Annotated in this window: 21 protein-coding genes and 1 pseudogene; 13 read left to right on the top strand and 9 right to left on the bottom strand. The window is 56.0% G+C overall.

The genetic code is table 11. From position 1 onward, the window contains the following. The first annotated feature begins 297 nt into the window (after positions 1-297). The 4 genes from KZ772_RS05005 (at position 298) to KZ772_RS04990 (ending at position 3,116) form a co-directional block, all read left to right on the top strand. Positions 298-1,125, top strand: coding sequence for an ATP-binding protein (locus KZ772_RS05005; RefSeq protein ID WP_197492679.1), 828 nt, complete (start codon positions 298-300; stop codon positions 1,123-1,125). A gap of 7 nt (positions 1,126-1,132) precedes the next feature. Then, entirely contained in the window at positions 1,133-2,020 is an 888-nt protein-coding gene (locus KZ772_RS05000) for a cation diffusion facilitator family transporter (protein ID WP_058090873.1), read from the top strand. Positions 2,021-2,374: 354 nt separating this feature from the next. Further along, positions 2,375-2,764: a hypothetical protein gene (locus tag KZ772_RS04995; protein WP_272962493.1), complete on the top strand. Its 390-nt coding sequence runs from the start codon at positions 2,375-2,377 to the stop codon at positions 2,762-2,764. Position 2,765: 1 nt separating this feature from the next. Further along, entirely contained in the window at positions 2,766-3,116 is a 351-nt protein-coding gene (locus tag KZ772_RS04990) for a hypothetical protein (protein WP_272962494.1), read from the top strand. Positions 3,117-3,262: 146 nt separating this feature from the next. Here KZ772_RS04990 and KZ772_RS04985 read toward each other — a convergent pair whose 3' ends face one another. After that, the gene (locus KZ772_RS04985) at positions 3,263-3,646 is read right to left on the bottom strand and encodes a MerR family transcriptional regulator (protein ID WP_272962495.1); all 384 of its coding nucleotides are present in this window, start codon (positions 3,644-3,646) and stop codon (positions 3,263-3,265) included. A gap of 74 nt (positions 3,647-3,720) precedes the next feature. Here KZ772_RS04985 and KZ772_RS04980 point away from each other — a divergent pair, with 74 nt between their 5' ends. Continuing rightward, complete coding sequence (locus KZ772_RS04980) at positions 3,721-4,173, top strand: SRPBCC family protein (RefSeq protein WP_272962496.1); 453 nt, start codon at positions 3,721-3,723, stop codon at positions 4,171-4,173. Between the two features lie 124 nt (positions 4,174-4,297). Further along, positions 4,298-4,669, top strand: coding sequence for a hypothetical protein (locus tag KZ772_RS04975; RefSeq protein ID WP_272962497.1), 372 nt, complete (start codon positions 4,298-4,300; stop codon positions 4,667-4,669). 134 nt (positions 4,670-4,803) lie between these two features. Here the strand turns inward: KZ772_RS04975 and KZ772_RS04970 are convergent, their stop codons facing one another. From KZ772_RS04970 to KZ772_RS18565, 3 genes and pseudogenes are all read right to left on the bottom strand, one after another. Then, positions 4,804-5,859 carry an oxygenase MpaB family protein gene (locus KZ772_RS04970; protein ID WP_290538738.1) on the bottom strand — a complete coding sequence of 352 codons (1,056 nt, stop codon included), beginning with the start codon at positions 5,857-5,859 and terminating at the stop codon, positions 4,804-4,806. Between the two features lie 382 nt (positions 5,860-6,241). Continuing rightward, positions 6,242-6,358 (bottom strand): SDR family oxidoreductase, encoded by a 117-nt coding sequence (locus KZ772_RS18570; RefSeq protein WP_365871173.1) that lies wholly within the window; start codon positions 6,356-6,358, stop codon positions 6,242-6,244. Positions 6,359-6,404: 46 nt separating this feature from the next. Beyond that, positions 6,405-6,776, bottom strand: a pseudogene (locus KZ772_RS18565) (SDR family NAD(P)-dependent oxidoreductase); the annotation flags it as partial. Between the two features lie 312 nt (positions 6,777-7,088). On the opposite strand from KZ772_RS18565, the gene KZ772_RS04960 reads away from it, so the two are divergent. From KZ772_RS04960 to KZ772_RS04940, 5 genes are all read left to right on the top strand, one after another. Then, on the top strand, positions 7,089-7,220 hold the full coding sequence (locus KZ772_RS04960) for a hypothetical protein (RefSeq protein ID WP_290538736.1): 132 nt from the start codon (positions 7,089-7,091) through the stop codon (positions 7,218-7,220). Positions 7,221-7,500: 280 nt separating this feature from the next. After that, a complete protein-coding gene (locus KZ772_RS04955) occupies positions 7,501-7,818 on the top strand; it encodes a hypothetical protein (protein ID WP_290538735.1) in 318 nt (105 codons plus the stop codon). Between the two features lie 371 nt (positions 7,819-8,189). Continuing rightward, complete coding sequence (locus tag KZ772_RS04950) at positions 8,190-8,468, top strand: type II toxin-antitoxin system RelE/ParE family toxin (protein WP_290538734.1); 279 nt, start codon at positions 8,190-8,192, stop codon at positions 8,466-8,468. A gap of 10 nt (positions 8,469-8,478) precedes the next feature. Next, positions 8,479-8,766: a HigA family addiction module antitoxin gene (locus tag KZ772_RS04945; RefSeq protein ID WP_103917038.1), complete on the top strand. Its 288-nt coding sequence runs from the start codon at positions 8,479-8,481 to the stop codon at positions 8,764-8,766. 176 nt (positions 8,767-8,942) lie between these two features. Further along, entirely contained in the window at positions 8,943-9,314 is a 372-nt protein-coding gene (locus KZ772_RS04940) for a hypothetical protein (RefSeq protein ID WP_290538733.1), read from the top strand. A 65-nt stretch (positions 9,315-9,379) separates the two neighbouring features. Here KZ772_RS04940 and KZ772_RS04935 read toward each other — a convergent pair whose 3' ends face one another. The 4 genes from KZ772_RS04935 to metG form a co-directional block, all read right to left on the bottom strand. Then, the gene (locus KZ772_RS04935) at positions 9,380-10,138 is read right to left on the bottom strand and encodes a glucose 1-dehydrogenase (RefSeq protein ID WP_290538732.1); all 759 of its coding nucleotides are present in this window, start codon (positions 10,136-10,138) and stop codon (positions 9,380-9,382) included. A gap of 188 nt (positions 10,139-10,326) precedes the next feature. Next, positions 10,327-11,670: an oxygenase MpaB family protein gene (locus KZ772_RS04930; RefSeq protein ID WP_290538731.1), complete on the bottom strand. Its 1,344-nt coding sequence runs from the start codon at positions 11,668-11,670 to the stop codon at positions 10,327-10,329. 267 nt (positions 11,671-11,937) lie between these two features. Continuing rightward, on the bottom strand, positions 11,938-12,723 hold the full coding sequence (locus KZ772_RS04925) for a class II aldolase/adducin family protein (RefSeq protein ID WP_290538730.1): 786 nt from the start codon (positions 12,721-12,723) through the stop codon (positions 11,938-11,940). 161 nt (positions 12,724-12,884) lie between these two features. Continuing rightward, on the bottom strand, positions 12,885-14,918 hold the full coding sequence (gene metG, locus KZ772_RS04920) for a methionine--tRNA ligase (protein ID WP_290538729.1): 2,034 nt from the start codon (positions 14,916-14,918) through the stop codon (positions 12,885-12,887). Positions 14,919-15,163: 245 nt separating this feature from the next. Here metG and KZ772_RS04915 point away from each other — a divergent pair, with 245 nt between their 5' ends. Then, entirely contained in the window at positions 15,164-17,005 is a 1,842-nt protein-coding gene (locus tag KZ772_RS04915; RefSeq protein WP_290538728.1) for an ATP-binding protein, read from the top strand. After that, positions 16,899-17,252 (top strand): response regulator, encoded by a 354-nt coding sequence (locus KZ772_RS04910; protein WP_290538727.1) that lies wholly within the window; start codon positions 16,899-16,901, stop codon positions 17,250-17,252. Before KZ772_RS04915 ends, KZ772_RS04910 begins: the two co-directional genes overlap by 107 nt. Here the strand turns inward: KZ772_RS04910 and KZ772_RS04905 are convergent. Beyond that, on the bottom strand, positions 17,219-20,017 hold the full coding sequence (locus KZ772_RS04905) for a hybrid sensor histidine kinase/response regulator (RefSeq protein ID WP_290538726.1): 2,799 nt from the start codon (positions 20,015-20,017) through the stop codon (positions 17,219-17,221). The genes KZ772_RS04910 and KZ772_RS04905 overlap by 34 nt on opposite strands. Positions 20,018-20,032 lie beyond the last annotated feature (15 nt).

Here is a 20,032-nt window from a genome sequence, read left to right as displayed (position 1 = left end):
ACGCTGCGCTCCAAACCAGCCGCAAATGCGGGCGTTATGCCCCATTAACCCTCAAGAAGGAGCGAATATAAAAAGTTAAAATCAGCGGCTATCGTTGGAACCTTTGGAATCGGGGTGGTTCTTACAAACACGGCGAGCGCATTCGAGGATTTAGGCAAAGACTGTAAGCCTATGCAAGAGCTGTTTTTGCAGCTGCAGAAGTGTCCACGCACCGGGGTGAGGCACAAGCCACGATGAATCAATACACTGGATTTCCAGATCAAGAGAATAATCAACCAAACAGGTGGTTAAAGAAAGATGACATACTCATCAGGTAGTTTAATCAATCAAAAAAAATGGATCTTACTTTTTCATTTTATTATTGGTGCAATAATAGGCGTGCTTCTATTACATCCGTTGACGACAATGGTATTCTGGTACGAATACAAGGGCTTAATCGAATTTCCGGGTAACAGCCCGATAGAGTTTTTGATTCAGCGTTTAATTACTGAATTCAAGTTTGAATTAATACCTATGAGCTTTGTGTTTGCACTGCTTGGCGGTATTGTTGGTCTATTGTTCGGTCTGTACCATATAAGACTGTCTGGCCAAAAAAATCTTGTCCGCTATCTGGAACACGAGCTTGCTGAAGAATTACCCTTATTGATTGCCAGAGGCGAAAGTGAGCATCTTGAATTCAAATCCACGTATCGTTGGGATGTAAGACAACAGCGAACGAATCGCGCACTTGAGTTGATTGTCATCAAAGCCATCGCCGGTTTTTTAAATCGCGAAGGCGGTACATTGCTGATCGGCGTTGAGGACAACGGCAATATCATTGGCATCGACTCTGACTTCCAGACATTGAAGCACAAAAATAGAGACGGCTTCGAACGTGCACTGATGGATACGGTTAAAACCAGTCTGGGAGGAAACGCTTGCGCATTACTTCATTGCCGGTTCCACGATATCGAAAATAAAACCATCTGTCGCGTCATTGTCGAGAGCGCTGTTGAACCTGTTTATTATCATGAGGACAGCGTAGCACGGCTTATGGTACGCACAGGTAATAGTACACGAGAGCTGGATGCGCGGGAAGCACATGCCTATCTTTCCAGTCGAACGACAAAATCTTTTTCTTTATAGGTACACAATGAATACGCATTCGCATAACCACGACACTGAATCAATAGGTGATCGCCGCCTGGGATTCGCCATCGCTATCAATATGCTCCTGACATTAGCCCAGGTCGTCGGTGGTATTCTATCGGGCAGCCTTTCACTGATTGCTGATGCACTGCATAACTTCAGTGATGCCGCCTCACTGCTCATTGCCTGGGTCGCCAGAAAGATCGGTCGTCAACCGGCCGATCATTTCAGAACCTTTGGTTATAAACGCGCTGAAATCATTGCTACATTAATTAATTTAGTCACACTTGTCCTGATTGGGCTGTACCTGATCTATGAAGCGCTATGGCGAATCTACGAACCACAGATTATTGAAGGCTGGATGGTTGTGATTGTGGCGTCGATTGCGCTGGTGATTGATCTGGCAACCGCGTTTCTTACCTTTACTATGTCTAAGCACAGTATGAATATCCGTGCCGCTTTTTTGCACAATGTATCGGATGCGCTGGCCTCAGCGGGTGTTATTGTTGCCGGTACACTGATCCTTCTTTATGAGTGGTACTGGAGTGATACCTTAATAACATTATTGATAGCCGCGTATGTTTTGTACCAGGCAGCCACGATGTTACCAAAAACCATTCATATCCTGATGCAGGGAACACCGGAGGGCATTGTTATTGATGATGTCATCACAGCCATGCAGCAGGTAACAAATGTTATCAATGTTCATCACGTACATATCTGGCAACTTGACGAGCATCAGAATGCATTAGAAGCTCATGTTCTACTTTCTGATTATTCACAACTGGATAAAGTGAAGGGTGAATTAAAAACAGCGCTTGCACAAAAATTCTCCATCGGGCATTCAACACTCGAGTTTGAGATTAAAGAATGCAAATATGATCAGTGTTAACTTTTTTATATCGAAGCAAGTTTTAAATGAGTAATTGTGGAAGTGAAGAGTCTGTAATCATTCTTCATGACAGATTGCGTTATGTTCTAGGCATCGTATTTTAATGGTCAATTGTTATCTGATTATAAGAAACAAAAACGTCAGCAGCTCTTAAGGCTGTGATTGCAAAGAAGGACAAGGCATAACAAGGCGCTGCACTCGGACAAAATAAAGCTGCGCCGCTTCGCTTTGCATCTTTATTTTTCCGGTGAGCTTGGTCGTTAGCCAAAAAACCTAGATTCCGGTAATAACTGCGCAACCCAAGTTCCAAAATGGTGTTTGGTTATCCATGCTAAATTGAAGGTGCTAAAACAAATGGATGAAGAATTGAAATTTATGGGAATCAAATTCGCGTGTATTCAGGCTCAAAAAGGGGGCTTTAAAATAGAGGCTGTGAATAACGATCTTTCACTGATTCCAGATGCAGTTCTTTCGCGGGAAGGAATTATTTATCATCTTTTTGTTTGTACATCGGTCTACCCAGAATCACCAATCTTCACCGAAAACGAGATTCAGGGGTATTACAGCCATGCTGAATCGAACAAGGCAGTTGCGTTGGGTTGCTCTCTAGTGCTCTTTAACCCTGATGCAAAAAATCAGGAAGAGCTTTCAGACCTTAGTAATGGTGTCTCAGCCAAAGTTGCGAAAATGGGAATCATTGGGCCCTTGGCGAAGACGAACCCTTTTCTTGATAGGGGGAATTAAATTGGATCAAGAAATCTACATGTGGACGCTTTGGGCGTTTACTTGTTCTACGCAGCTCAGCGCAACGGTTTGGCGGAATCCAGTTCAACTTAGCCCTCTAGGTGCGCAACTGACTGTTTTTAACATCGTCGCGCCGTTATCTGTATTTTCATTTTTGGGGTGGTATATCGCGGGTCTTTTTCTTTTTAGTTGGAAAGTTCTATTGGCGAGCTTCATCATTGGTACTCTCTTGGCTCTTTTCTTGGAAACTTGGACAAAAGGACGGGGCATCGTTTATACGCCAGCAGTGCTATCCGGACTTATTGGCATTGGCCTTAGTGCAGCTCAATTAGTAGTATTTATAAATGCGTGATATTTCTAATCTGTCACCAGAAGATCATTCGTATGCAACTACAGAAGTCTAACAAGCGGCTGCACCGGACAAATTTTCGCTGTCACCTTTTTTGCGTGGCAAAAAAGCAGCCATCAAAAATTTGTTCGGTGAGCCGGGCGTTAGAGCTAATGAGTAGTAGCAACAGTAAAGCCGTGCTGTCGTGCACGGGCCTCCAGGCGTTTTTGCTCCTTGCCGAGCAGACGGCTGGCAGCCTTTAGATTGGCAATCTGTTCTTCGACCTTGGCCCGTTTTTCGCCTAGTAATCGCGCACCTTGCGCGCAGTTAATGCCGCGGCTGCGCAAGCCTTGCAGCACCTCCCTGATTTCTGCCAAGGAAAAGCCCAGAACCTGCATCTGCTTCAAGAGGTGTACATCCCTGACCAGAGTCTCCGGATAATTGCGATAATTGTTACTATCGCGGGCAATCTTACCCAGCAGACCTTGCTGTTCATAGTAGCGTAGAGTGTGCCGCCCCAAGCCTGTTCTGGCCTCTAATTCAGCGATTCGCATCGAAATTCCTTGACTGTAAAGCCCACTCGATACCCTAGCATTAAATCACCATCGTAATGCAACAGGTGAAACTCATGTACTCATTAGCCGCAAGCGCAATCGAGATCGAGTGCAACATGGCGCAGGCCTACACCTACGCAAGCAATCTGGAATACTTCTCTGAATGGTTTCCTGGCGTCATTGCTATCGCATCCGGTAACGACATACCACACGGTAATCCGGGCAAGATCTATCACGAAATCGTTCAGGTGCCTCTGCGGGGAAGACGGCGAGTTCGGATCACTGTCGTGCAAGCCGAGTCTCCCCACCTTCAAATCACCGAGGGTAACCTGCCCGCACTCTTACCCAGGATGGAGATGCGTTTCACATCCCTGGGCGCGCATCGCTGCACTGTCGAGTGGCGTATGTACAGCCGACGCAGTAATGGTATGAGTCGTTTTTTCATACTGCCATTGGCTAGGAGGATCATGCGTCGGCGGGCGCCGCATGGGCTGGCTGCGTTGAAAGCACTGCTTGAGGGTGGATAAATGTTTCCTGAATTCTCCAAGCCCATCAAGCGGCCTATCTGGGTGGTATCAATGTTACTTCGAAACCAGAAAGTAGCCTCCTTGTGGTAAAATATTGACCACATTCTTAACTTCGGCCCTCAATATGCTCGTATACCTTCTCGTCGCCTGTGATCGCCTGGATGAAAAGCAGGAAAAGAAGCTCAAGCGCAACCTGCCTGACCTGCAGGCGGCGCTGCAGGCCTATGTGGATGAGAACGAAGCGGGCAAGGTCACCCTGATCAATGACTGCGAGAGTGACGATTGTGAGGACTGGCAACTGGGTATCAGCCAGCCGGTGAAGAAGAAGGCGCAGCTGAAGACGCCGGTCACCCTCTTCAATGATCTTGCCAAGCAATATGGCATTGATTGCGAGGTGGGCTCTATCGAGAACGGTGAGCGTGATCCGGTGAGCTACTTTGGCAAGCAGGAAGGGCAGGGGGATGCGTTTCTGATTGGGGAGTATCTGGGTGTGTAGTCTGGGTTGACCGTTACCCTTGAATCGCGCGCGGCCTGTTTCGCAAGCTGTGGCCTGATGATAAAAAAGCCCCCTGATTAAGGGGGCTTTTTTGTGGCTCTTTGCCGCTGTCGTAGCAGGGCATTAATGCAGGATCAGGTGGCGTTCTTGATGGTGGGAGTGTACTGCGCCGCATCGGTGGTGAATTCCGCATGGCCATAGTCCACCAGCAATTCGTTGATGCGTCTGACCAGTATCCTGTCCGCGATCTTGTTGGCCACGGGGATGTCTTGCAGGGTCCGATAGGCGATCAGGCGGGGCATGATCAACAGCGTGCCGATGCTGGACAGGGCGTAGTCGAGCAGGTGTGGTTCCACGCCCATCTCTTTCGCTTTGGATTTGTCATTCTTGCCGAGAAAGGCCTGGGAGAAGAACACCTTGGAGACGCTGCGCTCCACCAGGTTGTGGACCTTGCTTATCAGCTTTTCATCCTTGGGGCGGTAGACGGACATGGTGGCGCGGGTGAGTTCGCCGCAGGTCTCATCGTCGTAGCCTTCGCGCAGGGTGCCGGAGTAGGTGAGCATGGTGTCGATGATGTCCGGGGCCTCGGCGGGCAGCAATTCTTCAGGCAGGCCCAGCAGGAAGCACTGGTAGCGGGACAGTTCGACGATGGCCCGTTCGTTGTCGGTGAAATGCTTGCGGCCCTTGCGCATGGCTTTGAAGGCGGCCAGGTAGGCGGGCATGGTGCCGGCGGGCATCTGGTCGACCTGGGGGATGGGGATGCCGTAGATGGCCGGGTCCCATTTTTTTACCCGTTTGAGGATGTTGAAACGGACCATGGAGTGCATCAGGCGCACCATGGCGGCGGCCTTGAAACCGGGACCGAAACGCTCCAGGGCGCCGGGCAGGGTGGCGGTGGTGAAGAAACTGGCGGTTTCGTTGATGCGCCGGTTCACCGAATCGTTGGCCAGGGTGCCGGTGATGGCCATGGGCAGGCCGGAGTACTTGTTCATGAAGGTGGCCACGAAGGCACCACGGATCACGTAGGGGGCCAGGTTGGCCATCTGGTTGCGGCTCAGGCGGGCGCCTTCGCGCACCAGGTCCATGTCCACCCAGTCCGGGGTGGTTTCCATGGCGGTGATAAAGTCCACCAGTTCCTGGGGGGCATCGGGTACCGCGTCGAGCCCTTCGTCACAGGCTTTCTTCAGCATACCGATGAGATCGCGAAAGCTGTATGCCGGCAGCGTTGCAGGCCTATGTGGATGAGAACGAAGCGGGCAAGGTCACCCTGATCAATGACTGCGTGACAGTGACGATTGTGAGGACTGGCGAAGGCATCAGCCAGCCGGTGAAGAAAAAGCCCAGATCAAGGCGCCGGTGGCCCTGTTTAACGACCTTGCTGCCAAGCAATTCTGGCATTGATTGCGAAGTGGGCTCTATCGAGAACGGTGAGTATGACCCGGTCAGTTATTTCGGAAGCTGGGAAGGCCAGGGGGACGCGTTTCGGATCGGGGAGTATCTGGGGCTGTAGTGGGTCTGTGGAGGACAGGTCCGGAACCGCGATCCAGCGGTTCTGGGACCTGGCGCCTCTGGTCAGCGAGCGGTCATCCCGCCATCCACAGCCAGTGCCTGACCGGTGACAAAGCTTGCCAGTGGCGAAGCCAGCCAGATCACGGCGTTGGCTACCCTCAGGGGTGCCCATCCGTTCATGGGGTGCAGGCCGGCAAACTGGTTCGGTTTCCGGTTCCTTGCCGGTAATCCGGTCGATCATTTCGGTTTTGATGGCCCTGGGGCAGACCGCATTCACGCGGATGTTGTGTTCTTTAATATTCCGTGAGGCGGTTCGGCCGTTGAACCACTCCTCCTTTCGAGGCGCAATACGCGGGGAGCCCTGCGAACCCACCAGCCCTGCCACGGAGGCAATATTCACAATGGCGCCGTGGCCTTGCCGGGTCATCAGTCCCAGTTGGGTTTTCATGCACAGGAAAAGGCCGCGCAGGTTGGTGGCCAGGGTCGTGTCAGTTGTCCAGTGAGCACTCTGCAGTAAAATATGAGCCTCAATGCCGGCATTGTTGCAAGCGGCATCCACGCGGCCGAAGTGGGCAACGCCAGCGCCGATGCAGTTCATTCACGTCCTGGGGGTCGCCTTCGATGTCGGCGCTGACAAACAGGGATTTCTTGCCGGTGGCTCCAGCGCACGCAGCGGCTTCGCCACGGCGGGCAAATTCCCGTCGGTAGGATCAGATTGCAGCCGGAGCGGGCAAACCCTTCGGCAATGGCGTAGCCGATACCGCTGCCGACCCGGTGACCAGTGCGACGGCAGATTCACTGAACATGAGGCTCTCCGCATCTCACGGGTGTCTTCCTACTGTGGCCATGCCGGCGGGTCGCTGTTCTTTGATCTGGGAGACAAGATTGCGCACAGCGCAGTGGTTACACCGTGGAAAGAACCAAAGTGGAAGGCATGCAGGATCATCTGGTCTTGCCGGTGACGCATCCGTTCATGATGCGTAATGGGGAGGTGATTAAGCAGGTAAAGGCATTCCTGGCGACGGGGGCGTTCAGCAAGTAGGGATTGTGATTCCCCTTTTCAACGGAAGCTTCCGTTGAACCCGGAAAGGGAAGTGCCAACATTTTGATTTAATGGGACTTTGATTTTTTTGTCTCCGAGTTCAAAGGAAAGGAGTTATAAGGAACTTTCCGCATAATCCCGTGTAGGAAATTGGCTATAGCCTGCCAAGCGATTGTTATGGCAGGATTTTCTTTCGGATGCGGGGGTTGTGGTTTCAGGGTTATACGGAACCGGGTTATGCGGAACGTTCTAATTAATACGCTGTTAACCAGGGGGAGCAATGGACGAGCTCGTAGAATGCAACGAATTCCAAGGGAAGCCTTCTCTTGAGGGAAAGGACTTCGTCGACTACTTCAACTTGGAGTTCGGAACCTATCCCCCAGAGGAATTCGAAGGGGGCGAAGAGCAGCCTTTCTACGAACATGATTTTAAGTTTATTGGCTTTTATCTCAGCAAAGAGGGCCAGCAACAGATGTACTTTACGGCAGGGGCTAGGCCAAACTTATTCGCAATCGGAGTGCCCCTGACAAATGGGCAGGCTATGCTGTCCATGACTAGTGTGCCTCCGAGTAAGCTAGAGAAAATTCAAGTTGGTTAACAAGCGGCGGCAGGCGGATCAAATTTCCGCTCGTTCCTCGCTCCAATTTGCCCGCTGCGCCGGGCGTTAATGTGCTTATGAAGATACTGCTAGCAGTGGCAATTTTGGCTTTGGCTGTAGTCGCCGGATATGGTGTTGGCTACAAGAAGGGGGGGGGGAGGACTTCGCTTACCTAGAGCATATCATTAAATAATACGGGACACCCATGAATTGGCCTATGTCCTACAACAATCCCCGTTCTTCTCTGATATTTCGCTGCCCATAAGCGGGCTATTTTCAAGTTATAGCCTGGCAAGAAGCCCACGCATAAAGAACGCCATGCCCGGTTTCTCTAAAATTGACACCCGATACGTTACAGGTTACATTCGGCAGTGATACGAAGCTTTAGACATAAAGGGTTGGCCAGATTCTTTCAGTCTGGAAGTACCGCAGGTATTCAGGCGGCACATGCCAAGAGACTTCGGCTTATCCTCGGCAGGTTGCATGCCGCAGCAGATGCCAGTGATATGGACTTGCCGGGACTCAGATTGCATCCACTCACGGGTAACCGTATCGGGGTGTGGTCGGTAACGGTAAGTGGAAACTGGCGGGTGACATTTCGCTTTGAAGACGGTGATGCCGATGTCGTGAATTACGAGGATTATCACTGAGGTAGTAACCATGTTGATGCACAACCCTCCCCATCCCGGTGAAATCATCAGAGAGCTCTGTCTGGAGCCTCTCGGCTTGTCTGTGACCGCCGCTGCCGATGGACTTGGCGTAAGTCGTAAAACACTGAGCGCCATTCTGAACGGCAAGGCGGGCATCAGCCCGGAAATGGCGATCCGGTTGTCTATTGCCTTTGATACCTCGGCTGAAAGCTGGCTTACCCAGCAGTATCAGTATGAGCTCTGGCATGCGGAGCAGCGCCGAAAAGACCTTAAGGTCAAGAAGCTGGTTGCTGCGTAGAAGCCGGTGGAATTTATGAGCGGGAACACGAGAGTCAGGTTTTCCCCGTGCATCAAGGGGCTAAAGCTCTCTTACTTCTACGACCAGTAATCAGGCGAACATTGCCTTTCTCCCAAAACCAGTAGCTCCCCCCTCTGTGTTAAAGTGCCCCCACAATCCCAACCCCGGACCCCGATATGCTCCTATACCTCCTCGTCGCCTCCGACCGCCTGGATGAAAAGCAGGAAAAGAAGCTCAAGCGCAACCTGCCTGACCTGCAAGCGGCGTTGCAGGCCTATGTGGATGAGAACGAAGCGGGCAAGGTCACCCTGATCAATGACTGCGACAGTGACGATTGTGAGGACTGGCGGTTGGGTATCAGCCAGCCGGTGAAGAAAAAAGCCCAGATCAAGGCGCCGGTGGCCCTGTTTAACGACCTTGCCAAGCAATTTGGCATTGATTGCGAAGTGGGCTCTATCGAGAACGGTGAGTATGACCCGGTCAGTTATTTCGGAAGCCGGGAAGGCCAGGGGGACGCGTTTCTGATCGGGGAGTATCTGGGGCTGTAGTGGGTCTGTGAGTTTTGCCAGGTCCGGAACCGCGATCCAGCGGTTCCGGACCTGGCGCTCTCTGGTCAGCGAGCGGTCATCCCGCCATCCACAGCCAGTGCCTGACCGGTGACAAAGCTTGCCAGTGGCGAAGCCAGCCAGATCACGGCGTTGGCTACTTCCTCAGGGGTGCCCATCCGGTTCATGGGGTGCAGGCCGGCAAACTGGCTTTCGGTTTCCGGTTCCTTGCCGGTAATCCGGTCGATCATTTCGGTTTTGATGGCCCCGGGGCAGACCGCATTCACGCGGATGTTGTGTTCTGCATATTCCAGTGAGGCGGTTCGGGTCAGTTGAACCACTCCTCCTTTCGAGGCGCAATACGCGGGGAGCCCTGCGAATCCTACCAGCCCTGCCACGGAGGCAATATTCACAATGGCGCCGTGGCCTTGCCGGGTCATCAGTCCCAGTTGGGTTTTCATGCACAGGAAAAGGCCGCGCAGGTTGGTGGCCAGGGTCGTGTCAAAGTTGTCCAGTGAGCACTCTGCAGTGGGGGCCATGAGGCCTTCAATGCCGGCATTGTTGCAAGCGGCATCCACGCGGCCGAAGTGGGCAACGCCGCGCCGATGCAGTTCATTCACGTCCTGGGGGTCGCTGATGTCGGCGCTGACAAACAGGATTTCCTTGCCGGTGGCCTCGCGAAGCGCATCGGCAGCGGCTTCGCCACGGCGGGCATCTCTGTCGGTGAGGATCAGATTGCAGCCGGAGCGGGCAAACCCTTCGGCAATGGCGTAGCCGATACCGGTTGCCGACCCGGTGACCAGTGCGACGGCAGATTCACTGAACATGAGGCTCTCCTGCATTCACGGGTGTCTTCCCTTTACTGTATGCCGGCGGGGTCGCTGTTCTTTGATCTGGGACAAGATTGCGGCACAAGCGCAGTGGTTATCCGGTGGGCAGCGAGGCATCTTTCAGCTTGGCGCTGGCACCCGCTTTACACAGATGCCAGGTGGGGGATTACCGGGTAATGCAGGGGTCAGGCGGTGCTTTCCCGGGTGGTCGGTGCGTACTGGCTGGCGTCGGTGGTGTACTCCGCGTGGCCATAGTCCACCAGCAACTCGTTGATGCGCCGGACCAGTATCTTGTCCGCGATCTTGTTGGCTACGGGGATGTCTTGCAGGGTCCGGTAGGCGATCAGGCGGGGCATGATGAACAGCGTACCGATGCTGGACAGCGCGTAGTCGAGCAGGTGCGGTTCCACGCCCATTTCTTTTGCTTTTGATTTGTCGTTTTTGCCGAGAAAGGCCTGGTTGAAGAACACCTTGGAGACGCTGCGTTCTACCAGGTTATGGACCTTGCTGGTCAGCTTGTTGTCTTTCGGGCGGTAGACGGACATGGTGGCGCGGGTGAGTTCGCCACAGGTGTCGTCGTCGTAGCCCTCGCGCAGGGTGCCGGAGTAGGTGAGCATGGTGTCGATAATGTCCGGCGCTTCGGCGGGCAGCAGTTCTTCGGGCAGCCCCAGCAGGAAACACTGGTAGCGGGACAGTTCGACGATGGCCCGCTCATTGCGGGTGAAGTGCTTGCGGCCCTTGCGCATGGCTTTGAAGGCGGCCAGGTAGGCGGGCATGGTGCCGGCGGGCATCTGGTCCACCTGGGGGATGGGGATGCCGTAGATGGCCGGGTCCCATTTTTTCACCCGCTTGAGGATATTGAAGCGGACCATGGAGTGCATCAGACGCACCATGGCGGCGGCCTTGAAGCCGGGGCCGAAGCGTTCCAGGGCGCCGGGCAGGGTGGCGGTGGTGAAGAAGCTGGCGGTTTCGTTGATGCGCCGGTTTACCGAGTCGTTGGCCAGGGTGCCAGTGATGGCCATGGGCAGGCCGGAGTACTTGTTCATGAAGGTGGCCACGAAGGCGCCACGGATCACGTAGGGGGCCAGGTTGGCCATCTGGTTGCGGCTCAGGCGGGCGCCTTCGCGCACCAGCTCCATGTCCACCCAGTCCGGGGTGGTTTCCATGGCGGTGATGAAGTCCACCAGTTCCTGGGGGGCATCGGGTACCGCGTCGAGCCCTTCGTCACAGGCTTTCTTCAGCATACCGATGAGATCGCGAAAGCTGTATGCCGGCATCAGGGCGGCGTAGGCATCGGCCACGGTGTCGCCCAGCAGGGTGTAGGCGCGGGCCCGTTCCACCTTTTCATGGTCGGCGAGGATTCTCTTGCGGTACTTCCTGGCGAAGTGGGCCGGCAATGTACTGCGGACATCCATGGAATCCGTGAATCGCTCCGGTGTGGCATCAAAGTCGATATCGCCATAGAGGGAGGGGATCAGGGTTTTCTGGGCACGGACTTTTTCCCAGAGAGCGTCCAGTGACTGTGTCATCGGTAACCTCGGCAGACGGTGTCTTTGGCCTACACATTGCGTATACCTTTCCGGCAAGACAATTAACGGAAGTCGCCTTTCTGTATAGGTTGGCCGGTTTTGGCCCGCTTTGACAGGGGAAGAGAGCGGAAGGAAACAGATTTCCGTGGGGTGTTGGGGGGCTGGGTTAGGCGTTGTAGGAGCTATGCTTGCATGGCGAACCATCCCACCCCTTTCGCCATGCAAGCATAGCTCCTACGAAGGCCGGCTTCCTCGGAGCGTGCGGGTTTAGGTGTCGTATCCCGGGTTCTGGCGATCCAGTTTGCGCAGCAGGCCGGGCCAGGCCAGGTTGCCGCCCATGCCCTTGGTGACCTGGGACGCCTGCTGTTTGATGGTGTTGACGATGCCATCGGGGATCGGGGTGAGCGGGCGATTGCCGGACAGGGCCTGGAGCTGGATTTCACAGGCGCGCTGAAGGATGAACATGCCCAGGAAGGCGTCGGCGATGGAGCTGCCCACGGTGAGCAGGCCATGGTTGCGCAGGATCATGAAGTTGGCGTCGCCCAGGTCGGCCTGCAGGCGGGCTTTTTCGTCTTCGCGCAGGGCCACACCTTCGTAGTCGTGGTAGGCCAGGCTGGCCAGCGGGAACAGGCTTTGCTGGGACAGCGCGAGCAGGCCTTCCTGCTGGGCGGACACGGCCACACCGGCGGTGGTGTGGGTGTGCATCACGCAGTTGGCATCCTCGCGCACGGCGTGGATGGCGCTGTGGATGGTAAAGCCCGCCGGGTTGATGTCGAAGTCGCTGTCGTCGAGTTTGTTGCCGGCCTGGTCCACGCGCACCAGGCTGGAGGCGGTGATCTCGTCGAACATCATGCCGTAGGGGTTGATCAGGAAGTGATGCTCGTCGCCGGGGATGCGGGCAGACAGGTGGGTAAAGATCAGGTCGTCCCAGCCGTGCAGGGCGATCAGCCGGTAGGCGGCGGCCAGATCCACACGCAGCTGCCACTCCTCAGGGCTGACGGTGGTTTTCTTGGACTGGATGGCATCCGGGGTCAGTGTTGCCTGGCGGTTCATGGTAGCGCTCTCCCTGGTTATTTTTCGTTTTCACAGTGTAGAGCGAAAGACATTGCCCCAGGCAAGGGGAAAGCGATTGTACGTCGTGGCTGGCTGGAAAGATGGCAGTAACCGCACAGGGCGGGCCCTCTCACGCAAGCGCGAGGGGGCCCTTGCCGCCGTTAGCGCACTTCCATACCCGGTTGGGCACCGCTGTCGGGGCTGAGGATATGGATGTCGTCACCGCCCGGGCCGGCGGCCAGTACCATGCCTTCGGAGACACCGAACTTCATCTTGCGCGGGGCCAGGTTGGCCACCAGCACCACCAGTTTGCCTTCCAGATCTTCCGGGCTGTATTTGGCCTTGATGCCGGCAAACACATTGCGCTCGCCCAGCTCACCCACGTCCAGGGTCAGCTGCAGCAGCTTGTCGGCGCCTTCCACATGGGCGGCCTTGGCCACGCGGGCCACACGCAGTTTTACCTTGAGGAAGTCATCGATGCTGATGGTGTCGTCTGCCACGTCGTCGGCCTTTTTCGGTTCGCTTTTCTTGCCGGCGGGCTTGGCCGCGGGCACGTCTTCTTTGGAGGCGTTGAGCATGGCCTCGATCTGCGCCATGTCGATGCGGTTCAACAGCGGCTTGAACTTGGCGATTTCGTGGCCCAGCAGCAGGCTGTCACTGTCTTTCCAGGTCAGCGGGGCCACTTGCAGGAAGGCTTCGGCCCGTTCGGCCAGGGCCGGCAGTACCGGCTTCAGGTAGATCACCAGCAGGCGGAACACGTTGATGGCGGTGGTGCAGATGGCCAGCACTTCCTGTTCCTTGCCTTCCTCTTTGGCCAGGGTCCAGGGGGCCTTGTCGGCGATGTAGCCGTTGGCGTGGTCCGCCAGGGCCATGATTTCGCGCATGGCCTTGCCGAATTCGCGCTTCTCGTAGAACTCGGCCAGGCGCGGGGCCGCTTCCTGCACTTCGCGGACCAGCAGCGGGTTGTCCAGCTCGTCACTGAGCGTGCCGCCGAATTTCTTCACGAAGTTGCCGGTGCGGCTGGCGATGTTCACCAGTTTGCCCACCAGGTCGGAGTTCACTCGCTGGGCAAAGTCTTCCAGGTTCAGGTCGAAGTCATCCACCCGGCTGGAGAGCTTGGCAGCGAAGTAGTAGCGCAGGTATTCCGGGCCCAGGTGGTCCAGGTAGGTGCGCGCCTTGATAAAGGTGCCGCGGGACTTGGACATCTTGGCGCCGTTCACAGTGACAAAACCGTGGCTGTAGATGGCGGTGGGTTTGCGCAGCCCAGCGCCGTCGAGCATGGCGGGCCAGAACAGGCCGTGGAAATTGATGATGTCCTTGCCGATGAAGTGGTACAGCTCGGCGGTGGATTCCTTGCCCCAGTAGTCGTCGAAGCTCAGCCCTTCGCGGTCGCAGTAGTTCTGGAAGCTGGCCATGTAGCCGATGGGGGCGTCCAGCCACACGTAGAAGTACTTGCCCGGGTAGCCGGGGATTTCGAAACCGAAGTAGGGGGCTTCGCGGGAGATGTCCCAGGGTTGCAGGTCTTCGATCCATTCCTGCAGCTTGTTGGCTACCTGCTCCTGCAGGGCGCCGGAGCGGGTCCACTCACGCAGCAGGCCCTCGAACTTGGGCAGGTCGAAGAACAGCTGGGTGGTTTCTTTCTCTATCGGTGTGGCACCGCTGACCGAGGAGTAGGGGTTGATCAGCTCCGCCGGGGTGTAGGTGGCGCCGCACACTTCACAGTTGTCGCCGTACTGGTCTTCGGATTTGCACTTGGGGCAGGTGCCTTTGACAAAGCGGTCCGCCAGGAACATGCCTTTCTGCGGATCGTAAAGCTGGGTGATGGTCTTCTCGACGATGTAGCCGGCATCTTTATTGCGCTGGAACACCATTTCCGACAGCGCGCGGTTTTCCGGGCTGTGGGTGCTGTAGTAGTTGTCGAACTGGATCTGGAAGTCGGCGAAGTCTTTCTCGTGGTCCGCCTTCACTTGCGCAATTTGTTGCTCTGGGGTGATGCCGTTTTCTTCTGCCTTGAGCATGATGGCGGTGCCGTGGGCATCATCCGCGCACACATAGGTGCACTGCTCGCCGCGCAGTTTCTGGAAGCGTACCCATATGTCGGTCTGGATGTATTCCAGCAGGTGGCCCAGGTGAATGGGGCCGTTGGCGTAGGGAAGGGCACTGGTCACCAGGATTTTGCGAGGCGTGTCACTCATGGGGTCGACGTCGTCATTCCGGAAAAAGGGTGGCCTATGATACGGGTGCAGCGGGGCTTTTTCATCCTGTGGGTGAATGGCTGTGCGGCATCTCCCACCGCTGATGACAGCAGGGGCCCGCTGCAGGGAATCTTGTGCTAGGGTTTCGGCTCAAAATTATTCTTTCAAGCAAGTGATTCCGGGGGCTCACGCAGTCTATGGGCGGCTTTTTTGTCGTCCGGCCACCTGGTCAGGGGAAGGGAACGATGTCACTGAGAGTGCGCATTCGGTGGTTGCTGGTGATTTCTGCAGCGTGTTGTGTGGCCCTGGCCACCGTGGCGTTGTATTGGGTGAACCTGTCGCTGGTGGATACCCTCACCGAGCGCAACGCCGAGCGGGAGCTGGAAAAGGTGGAAGCCACCTTCCTGGATCAGCTGTCTATCCTGCGGGTGCGGGCACAGGACTGGAGCCATCAGCCGGACAACCCGCCTACCAATCAGGGGGGGTTGGGGTATCTGGATCTGATGATGGAGCTGCGTGGCAGCTCGGTGATATGGAATAACGGCGCTGACGAGGTCTCTTCTCCGGTGTTTGCCTCCCTGGCGGAGCGCTTTGATGAACAGGGCTGCATGCCGATCTGGGGAGTGGCCAAGGTGGAGGGGCGCCCCCTGCTGTTCAGCACTGCGGTTGAGGTGGGCTGCCAGGCCTACCTGTTGGGGGTATGGCTGGACAGTGACTGGATGAGCTACCTGTCAGACCGGGTGGGCCATGCGTTGTATGTGCGTGAGGTGCCTGCCTCACTGAAGCCGCAGCGGGGGCTGACGGTGGATGATAGTGATCAGCTGCTCGGGCGTTTTCCTGTGCCGGATTTTTTTGGCGGCAACCCGCTGGAAGTGGTGGTGGAGCTGCCTCGCGATGGCTACAAATCCCTGAACCTGTCGGTGCTGGTGATCGGGTTGATCATGGCGGTGCTGGCCGGGCTGACCGTATGGGTGATCAACTGCCGCATTCAGCCAATGCTGTTCGGGCGCTTGAATCTGGTGCATAACGCGGTGCGCTCCATCGCCCGGGGCGGGGCGCTGGATCAGCGGGTACCGGTGCTGGGCAATGATGAAATCGGCGCTCTGGCGGAAGACTTCAATGCCATGGTGGACAGCATTAATCACGCGCAGACACAGCTGGCGGATGCACGCCGTCAGGCGGAGGAGGCAAGCCAGACCAAGAGCCAGTTCCTGGCCAATATCAGCCATGAAATCCGCACCCCGATGACGGCGATTCTCGGCTATACCGAGCTGCTGCGTGATGGTTCCCTGAGTCACGCAGACCAGAGCCGTTATCTCTCCATTATCCAGCACAACGGCGATGCGCTGCTGGCGCTGATCAATGATGTGCTGGATCTGTCGCGGATCGAAGCGGGGCAGCTGCATAACGAGCAGCGCCTGTTCTCTGTGACAGAACTGCTGGATGAGGTGGTCGACAGTTTGAAGTTGCGGGCATCGGAAAAGCAGATCGACCTTGAGCTGTCCTATGTGTCCGAGATGCCGGCTACGGTCAGTGGCGATGCCTTCCGCTTGCGGCAGATTCTGGTGAATCTGGTGGGCAATGCGGTCAAGTTCACCGAGGAAGGGCTGGTGCGGGTCCGTGCCGGCTGGTCCGATGCGGAACAACAGCTACAGGTATCTGTGGAAGATACCGGCATCGGCATCAGCGAAAGCGAATTACAGAAAATTTTTCAGCCTTTTTCCCAGGCGGATGCGTCCCATTCCCGCCGTTATACCGGTACCGGGCTTGGCCTGAGTATTGCCCGTCAGCTGGCCCGTTCCCAGGGGGGCGATATCACCGTATTCAGCGAACTCAACAAGGGTAGCCGTTTTGCCCTGAAACTGCCTCTGTCTCTGGCCTGTGAAGTGGATGCCAGTGTGATCATCCGAGCCCCTGCCGGCATTGGCCGGGAGTGCCATGGCACTGAACGGGCGAGCCCTGCTGGTGGAAGACAATACCGTGAACCGGATCTTTGTCCGCAAGGTGCTGGAAAAGGCCGGTATGCAGGTGGTGGAAGCGGAGGATGGCCGGGAGGCCTGCCGGCATTATGGCCAGGACAGCTTTGATCTGGTGGTGCTGGATATGCAGATGCCGGTGATGGATGGCTACGAAACCGCCCGTGCTCTGCGTGACCGTGGCTTTACCGGTCCGGTGCTGGCCTTGACGGCCAATGTGCTGGCGGTGGACCGCCAGCGTTGTCTGGATGCCGGTTGTGATGCTTTCCTCGGCAAGCCCATTCGGGTGAAGCAGCTGATTACCGTGTGTGCGGGCCTGCTGGCTCAGCCGGAAATGCCAGAAGGTGTGGAGACCTGACTGCGACCGAGAGCCTCGCGGACCTGTTGCTGGGAAACCGGTTTGCTCAAGTAGTCATCCACACCGGCGTCACGGGCTTTTTGCACGTAGTCGCCGGTGGCGTGGGCTGACAGGGCTATGATCCAGGCATGGTGGTGGGCGGTAGACGCCTGCTCCAGGGTGCGGATTTCGCGGGTGGCCTGGTAACCGTCCATCACCGGCATTTCGCAGTCCATGAAAATGATGTCCCAGTAGCCGGGTTGTTCGCCAACCAGATTCATGGCCTGCTCGCCGTCGTTGACCAGGGTGGCATGGATACCCAGGGATTTGAGAATGCTGTCGATCACCAGCTGATTGACCGGGTTATCCTCGGCCACGATCACGTTCAGGGCGTTGCCCTTGTCCAGCACGACGGTGGGTTCTTCTGCCGCCTGCTGGGCAAGGTGCTCATCATGGCCTGTGAGCAGGCTGCGCTTGAGAGCCTGACAGGAGAATGGCGTTTCGATCAGCAACAGGTCTTCGGGCAAATTGTCGCTGAGGGGCTTGCCGGTGGGGTGCAGCAACACCAGTACCGGCTTGCTGAAGTGCTGCCGCAGTCGTTGCACATATTGCGGGTTTTCCATCACCGCGTGCTCAGCGATGACAAAGTCCACTGGCCGTGCCGGATTGGCCGGGTCCAGGGCGCTCTCCACATCGCGATATTCCAGGGTCTTTGCGCCCCAGCGAGTGAGGATCTGGGACAGGCTGAGCAGCTGGGCGGGGGTGTTGGAAATCAGCAGGGCGCTACGATTCTTCAGTACCGGTTTGCTTTGTGGCTTTTCCACTTCCACCGGCAGAGACACCCAGAAGGTAGCGCCACGGCCCAGCGAGCTGGATACGCCGATATCGCCATTGAGCAGTTCGATCAGTCGTTTGCAGATCACCAGGCCCAGGCCGGCGCCGGTGTGCTTGCCCTTGCCGGACAGTTCGTGGAATGCCTGGAACAGACTGTTCTGTTGCCCCTCGTCCAGGCCCACACCGGTATCCACCACTTCGAACATCAGCACGCACAGGTTCTTTTCGTTCACCGGTTGTTTCACGGTGACATGTAGCGAGACATTGCCGCGCTCGGTGAATTTGAAGGCATTGCTGAGCAGGTTGGTAATGATCTGCTTGAGACGGATCGGATCGGTCTTGATGCGTTCCGGCACGCGGCTGTCGATATGGATATACAGCGGCAGTTGTTTCTCGCTGGAACGCAGGGCAAACAGACGCACGCAGTCGTCGACAATGCTTTCCAGTTGCACGCTCTGGTAATCCAGCTCCAGCTTGCCGGATTCGATCTTGGAGTAATCGAGAATGTCGTTGATGACGGTGAGCAGAGACTGGGTGGACTGGTAAATGGTGCCCACATACTGGGCTTGCTGCTGGGTCATGGAGGTGCGCCGCAGCAGGTCGGTCATGCCCATGATGCCATTCATGGGCGTGCGGATTTCATGACTCATGGTAGCCAGGAACTCGCTCTTGGCATGGTTGCGGGCGCCGGCCTTGAAGGCTTCCATTTCGGCAATGGCCTTTTCGCGAATGGAATCGGAATGGGCTTCCTTGAGCCGGCTGATGCGCCGGGCCAGCGCCAGTGACAACAAAATCACTTCCAGGAATACCCCAGTCTGGACCAGGTTTTCCGTGAGGCTGGTGCGCGGTAGTACGCCGTATTTGTTCAGCGCCATGGCCGCTACTCCGGTAATGAAGCAGGCCCAGGCAATGGTGAAGATACGCGCATCCGGATCACCCGCCCGGGCTCGCAGCAGACCGACCAGCAGAATGCTGAAATCCATCACCAGTATGGCGCTGACGGAAATCGGAATCAGAAAATCGCGGCTGGTGAAGGGGGCGGCCAGGAAAAGTAATGTTCCCATGATCACCAGACCTTTCAGCCATACTGCCAGCCGTGGTGCTTTTTCCCGCAGCGACAGGAAGTGCAGGGTAAACAGCGGTGGCAACAGCACGATCAAGGGGAGCAAATAGTGAATGATATATTGGCTGACAAGCGGGGAGTGCGGCCACAGGTAGCGGTGAGCGTAGCCGTGAAGTACCGCCAGGAACAGGGTGACCACCGTCGACCAGCACACGTATAGCAGATAGACCTTTTCGCGAATGGAGAAGAACAGCGAAAGGTTATAAAGAATCATCACCAGCATGCCGCCGAAAAAGATTCCCTGGATAATGGTCTGGTTCTGTGCGGAGCGGGCGAACTGTTCGTGGGACAGCAGTTGCATCGGTAACTGGATGCTGTGAGGGGATGTGACCTTGAGATAAAAAGTGCTGTCCTTGCCACTGGGCAGAGAGAGTGGAAACGCGGGGGTGGGATAGTAGCCCGGGCGCACCGCAAAATCCCGGTCCATGCCCGCCTGGAAATGGTTGATCAGATTTCCGCCGGCATCCAGCTGGTAGAGGTCCAGTTCGCCAAGCATGGCGTAATCCACCAGTAGTTCCCAGTCGTTGTGCCGCGGGTTCTGGTTACGCACGGCAAAGCGGAACCAGCAATGCTGATTGGTAAATCCAAGATTGGGCATTTCGCCGTGGCTGGATTGCCAGGGCAAAGCCGGTTGTTTCTGCAGGGCACTAATGGTCGGCGACTGTTCTGCTGAGGAACAGAAGTAGTCGAGCCCTTGATAGGGGTGTAGTTCTTCCTGCTTTTCGCCAATAATCTGCAGCTCGGGGCCGTTGGCCAATACGGCTGACGTCAGCCCGAGTGAAAGAAAGGCAACAAGCAGAATAAAGGCAGTTTTCGCATCCTTGAGCAACGTTTTTATTCCTGA

The sequence above is a fragment of the Alcanivorax sp. genome, from assembly GCF_019431375.1.
Lineage (GTDB): Bacteria > Pseudomonadota > Gammaproteobacteria > Pseudomonadales > Alcanivoracaceae > Alcanivorax > Alcanivorax jadensis_A.
This window is presented reverse-complemented; position numbering and strand designations above follow the sequence as displayed.

Coding starts and splice junctions, on each gene's coding strand:
- KZ772_RS05005 (WP_197492679.1), top strand. CDS start 298: ATGACATACTCATCAGGTAGTTTAATCAATCAAAAAAAATGGATCTTA.
- KZ772_RS05000 (WP_058090873.1), top strand. CDS start 1,133: ATGAATACGCATTCGCATAACCACGACACTGAATCAATAGGTGATCGC.
- KZ772_RS04995 (WP_272962493.1), top strand. CDS start 2,375: ATGGATGAAGAATTGAAATTTATGGGAATCAAATTCGCGTGTATTCAG.
- KZ772_RS04985 (WP_272962495.1), bottom strand. CDS start 3,646: ATGCGAATCGCTGAATTAGAGGCCAGAACAGGCTTGGGGCGGCACACT.
- KZ772_RS04980 (WP_272962496.1), top strand. CDS start 3,721: ATGTACTCATTAGCCGCAAGCGCAATCGAGATCGAGTGCAACATGGCG.
- KZ772_RS04975 (WP_272962497.1), top strand. CDS start 4,298: ATGCTCGTATACCTTCTCGTCGCCTGTGATCGCCTGGATGAAAAGCAG.
- KZ772_RS04970 (WP_290538738.1), bottom strand. CDS start 5,859: ATGCTGAAGAAAGCCTGTGACGAAGGGCTCGACGCGGTACCCGATGCC.
- KZ772_RS18570 (WP_365871173.1), bottom strand. CDS start 6,358: ATGAACGGATGGGCACCCCTGAGGGTAGCCAACGCCGTGATCTGGCTG.
- KZ772_RS04955 (WP_290538735.1), top strand. CDS start 7,501: ATGGACGAGCTCGTAGAATGCAACGAATTCCAAGGGAAGCCTTCTCTT.
- KZ772_RS04945 (WP_103917038.1), top strand. CDS start 8,479: ATGTTGATGCACAACCCTCCCCATCCCGGTGAAATCATCAGAGAGCTC.
- KZ772_RS04940 (WP_290538733.1), top strand. CDS start 8,943: ATGCTCCTATACCTCCTCGTCGCCTCCGACCGCCTGGATGAAAAGCAG.
- KZ772_RS04935 (WP_290538732.1), bottom strand. CDS start 10,138: ATGTTCAGTGAATCTGCCGTCGCACTGGTCACCGGGTCGGCAACCGGT.
- KZ772_RS04930 (WP_290538731.1), bottom strand. CDS start 11,670: ATGACACAGTCACTGGACGCTCTCTGGGAAAAAGTCCGTGCCCAGAAA.
- KZ772_RS04925 (WP_290538730.1), bottom strand. CDS start 12,723: ATGAACCGCCAGGCAACACTGACCCCGGATGCCATCCAGTCCAAGAAA.
- metG (WP_290538729.1), bottom strand. CDS start 14,918: ATGAGTGACACGCCTCGCAAAATCCTGGTGACCAGTGCCCTTCCCTAC.
- KZ772_RS04915 (WP_290538728.1), top strand. CDS start 15,164: ATGTCACTGAGAGTGCGCATTCGGTGGTTGCTGGTGATTTCTGCAGCG.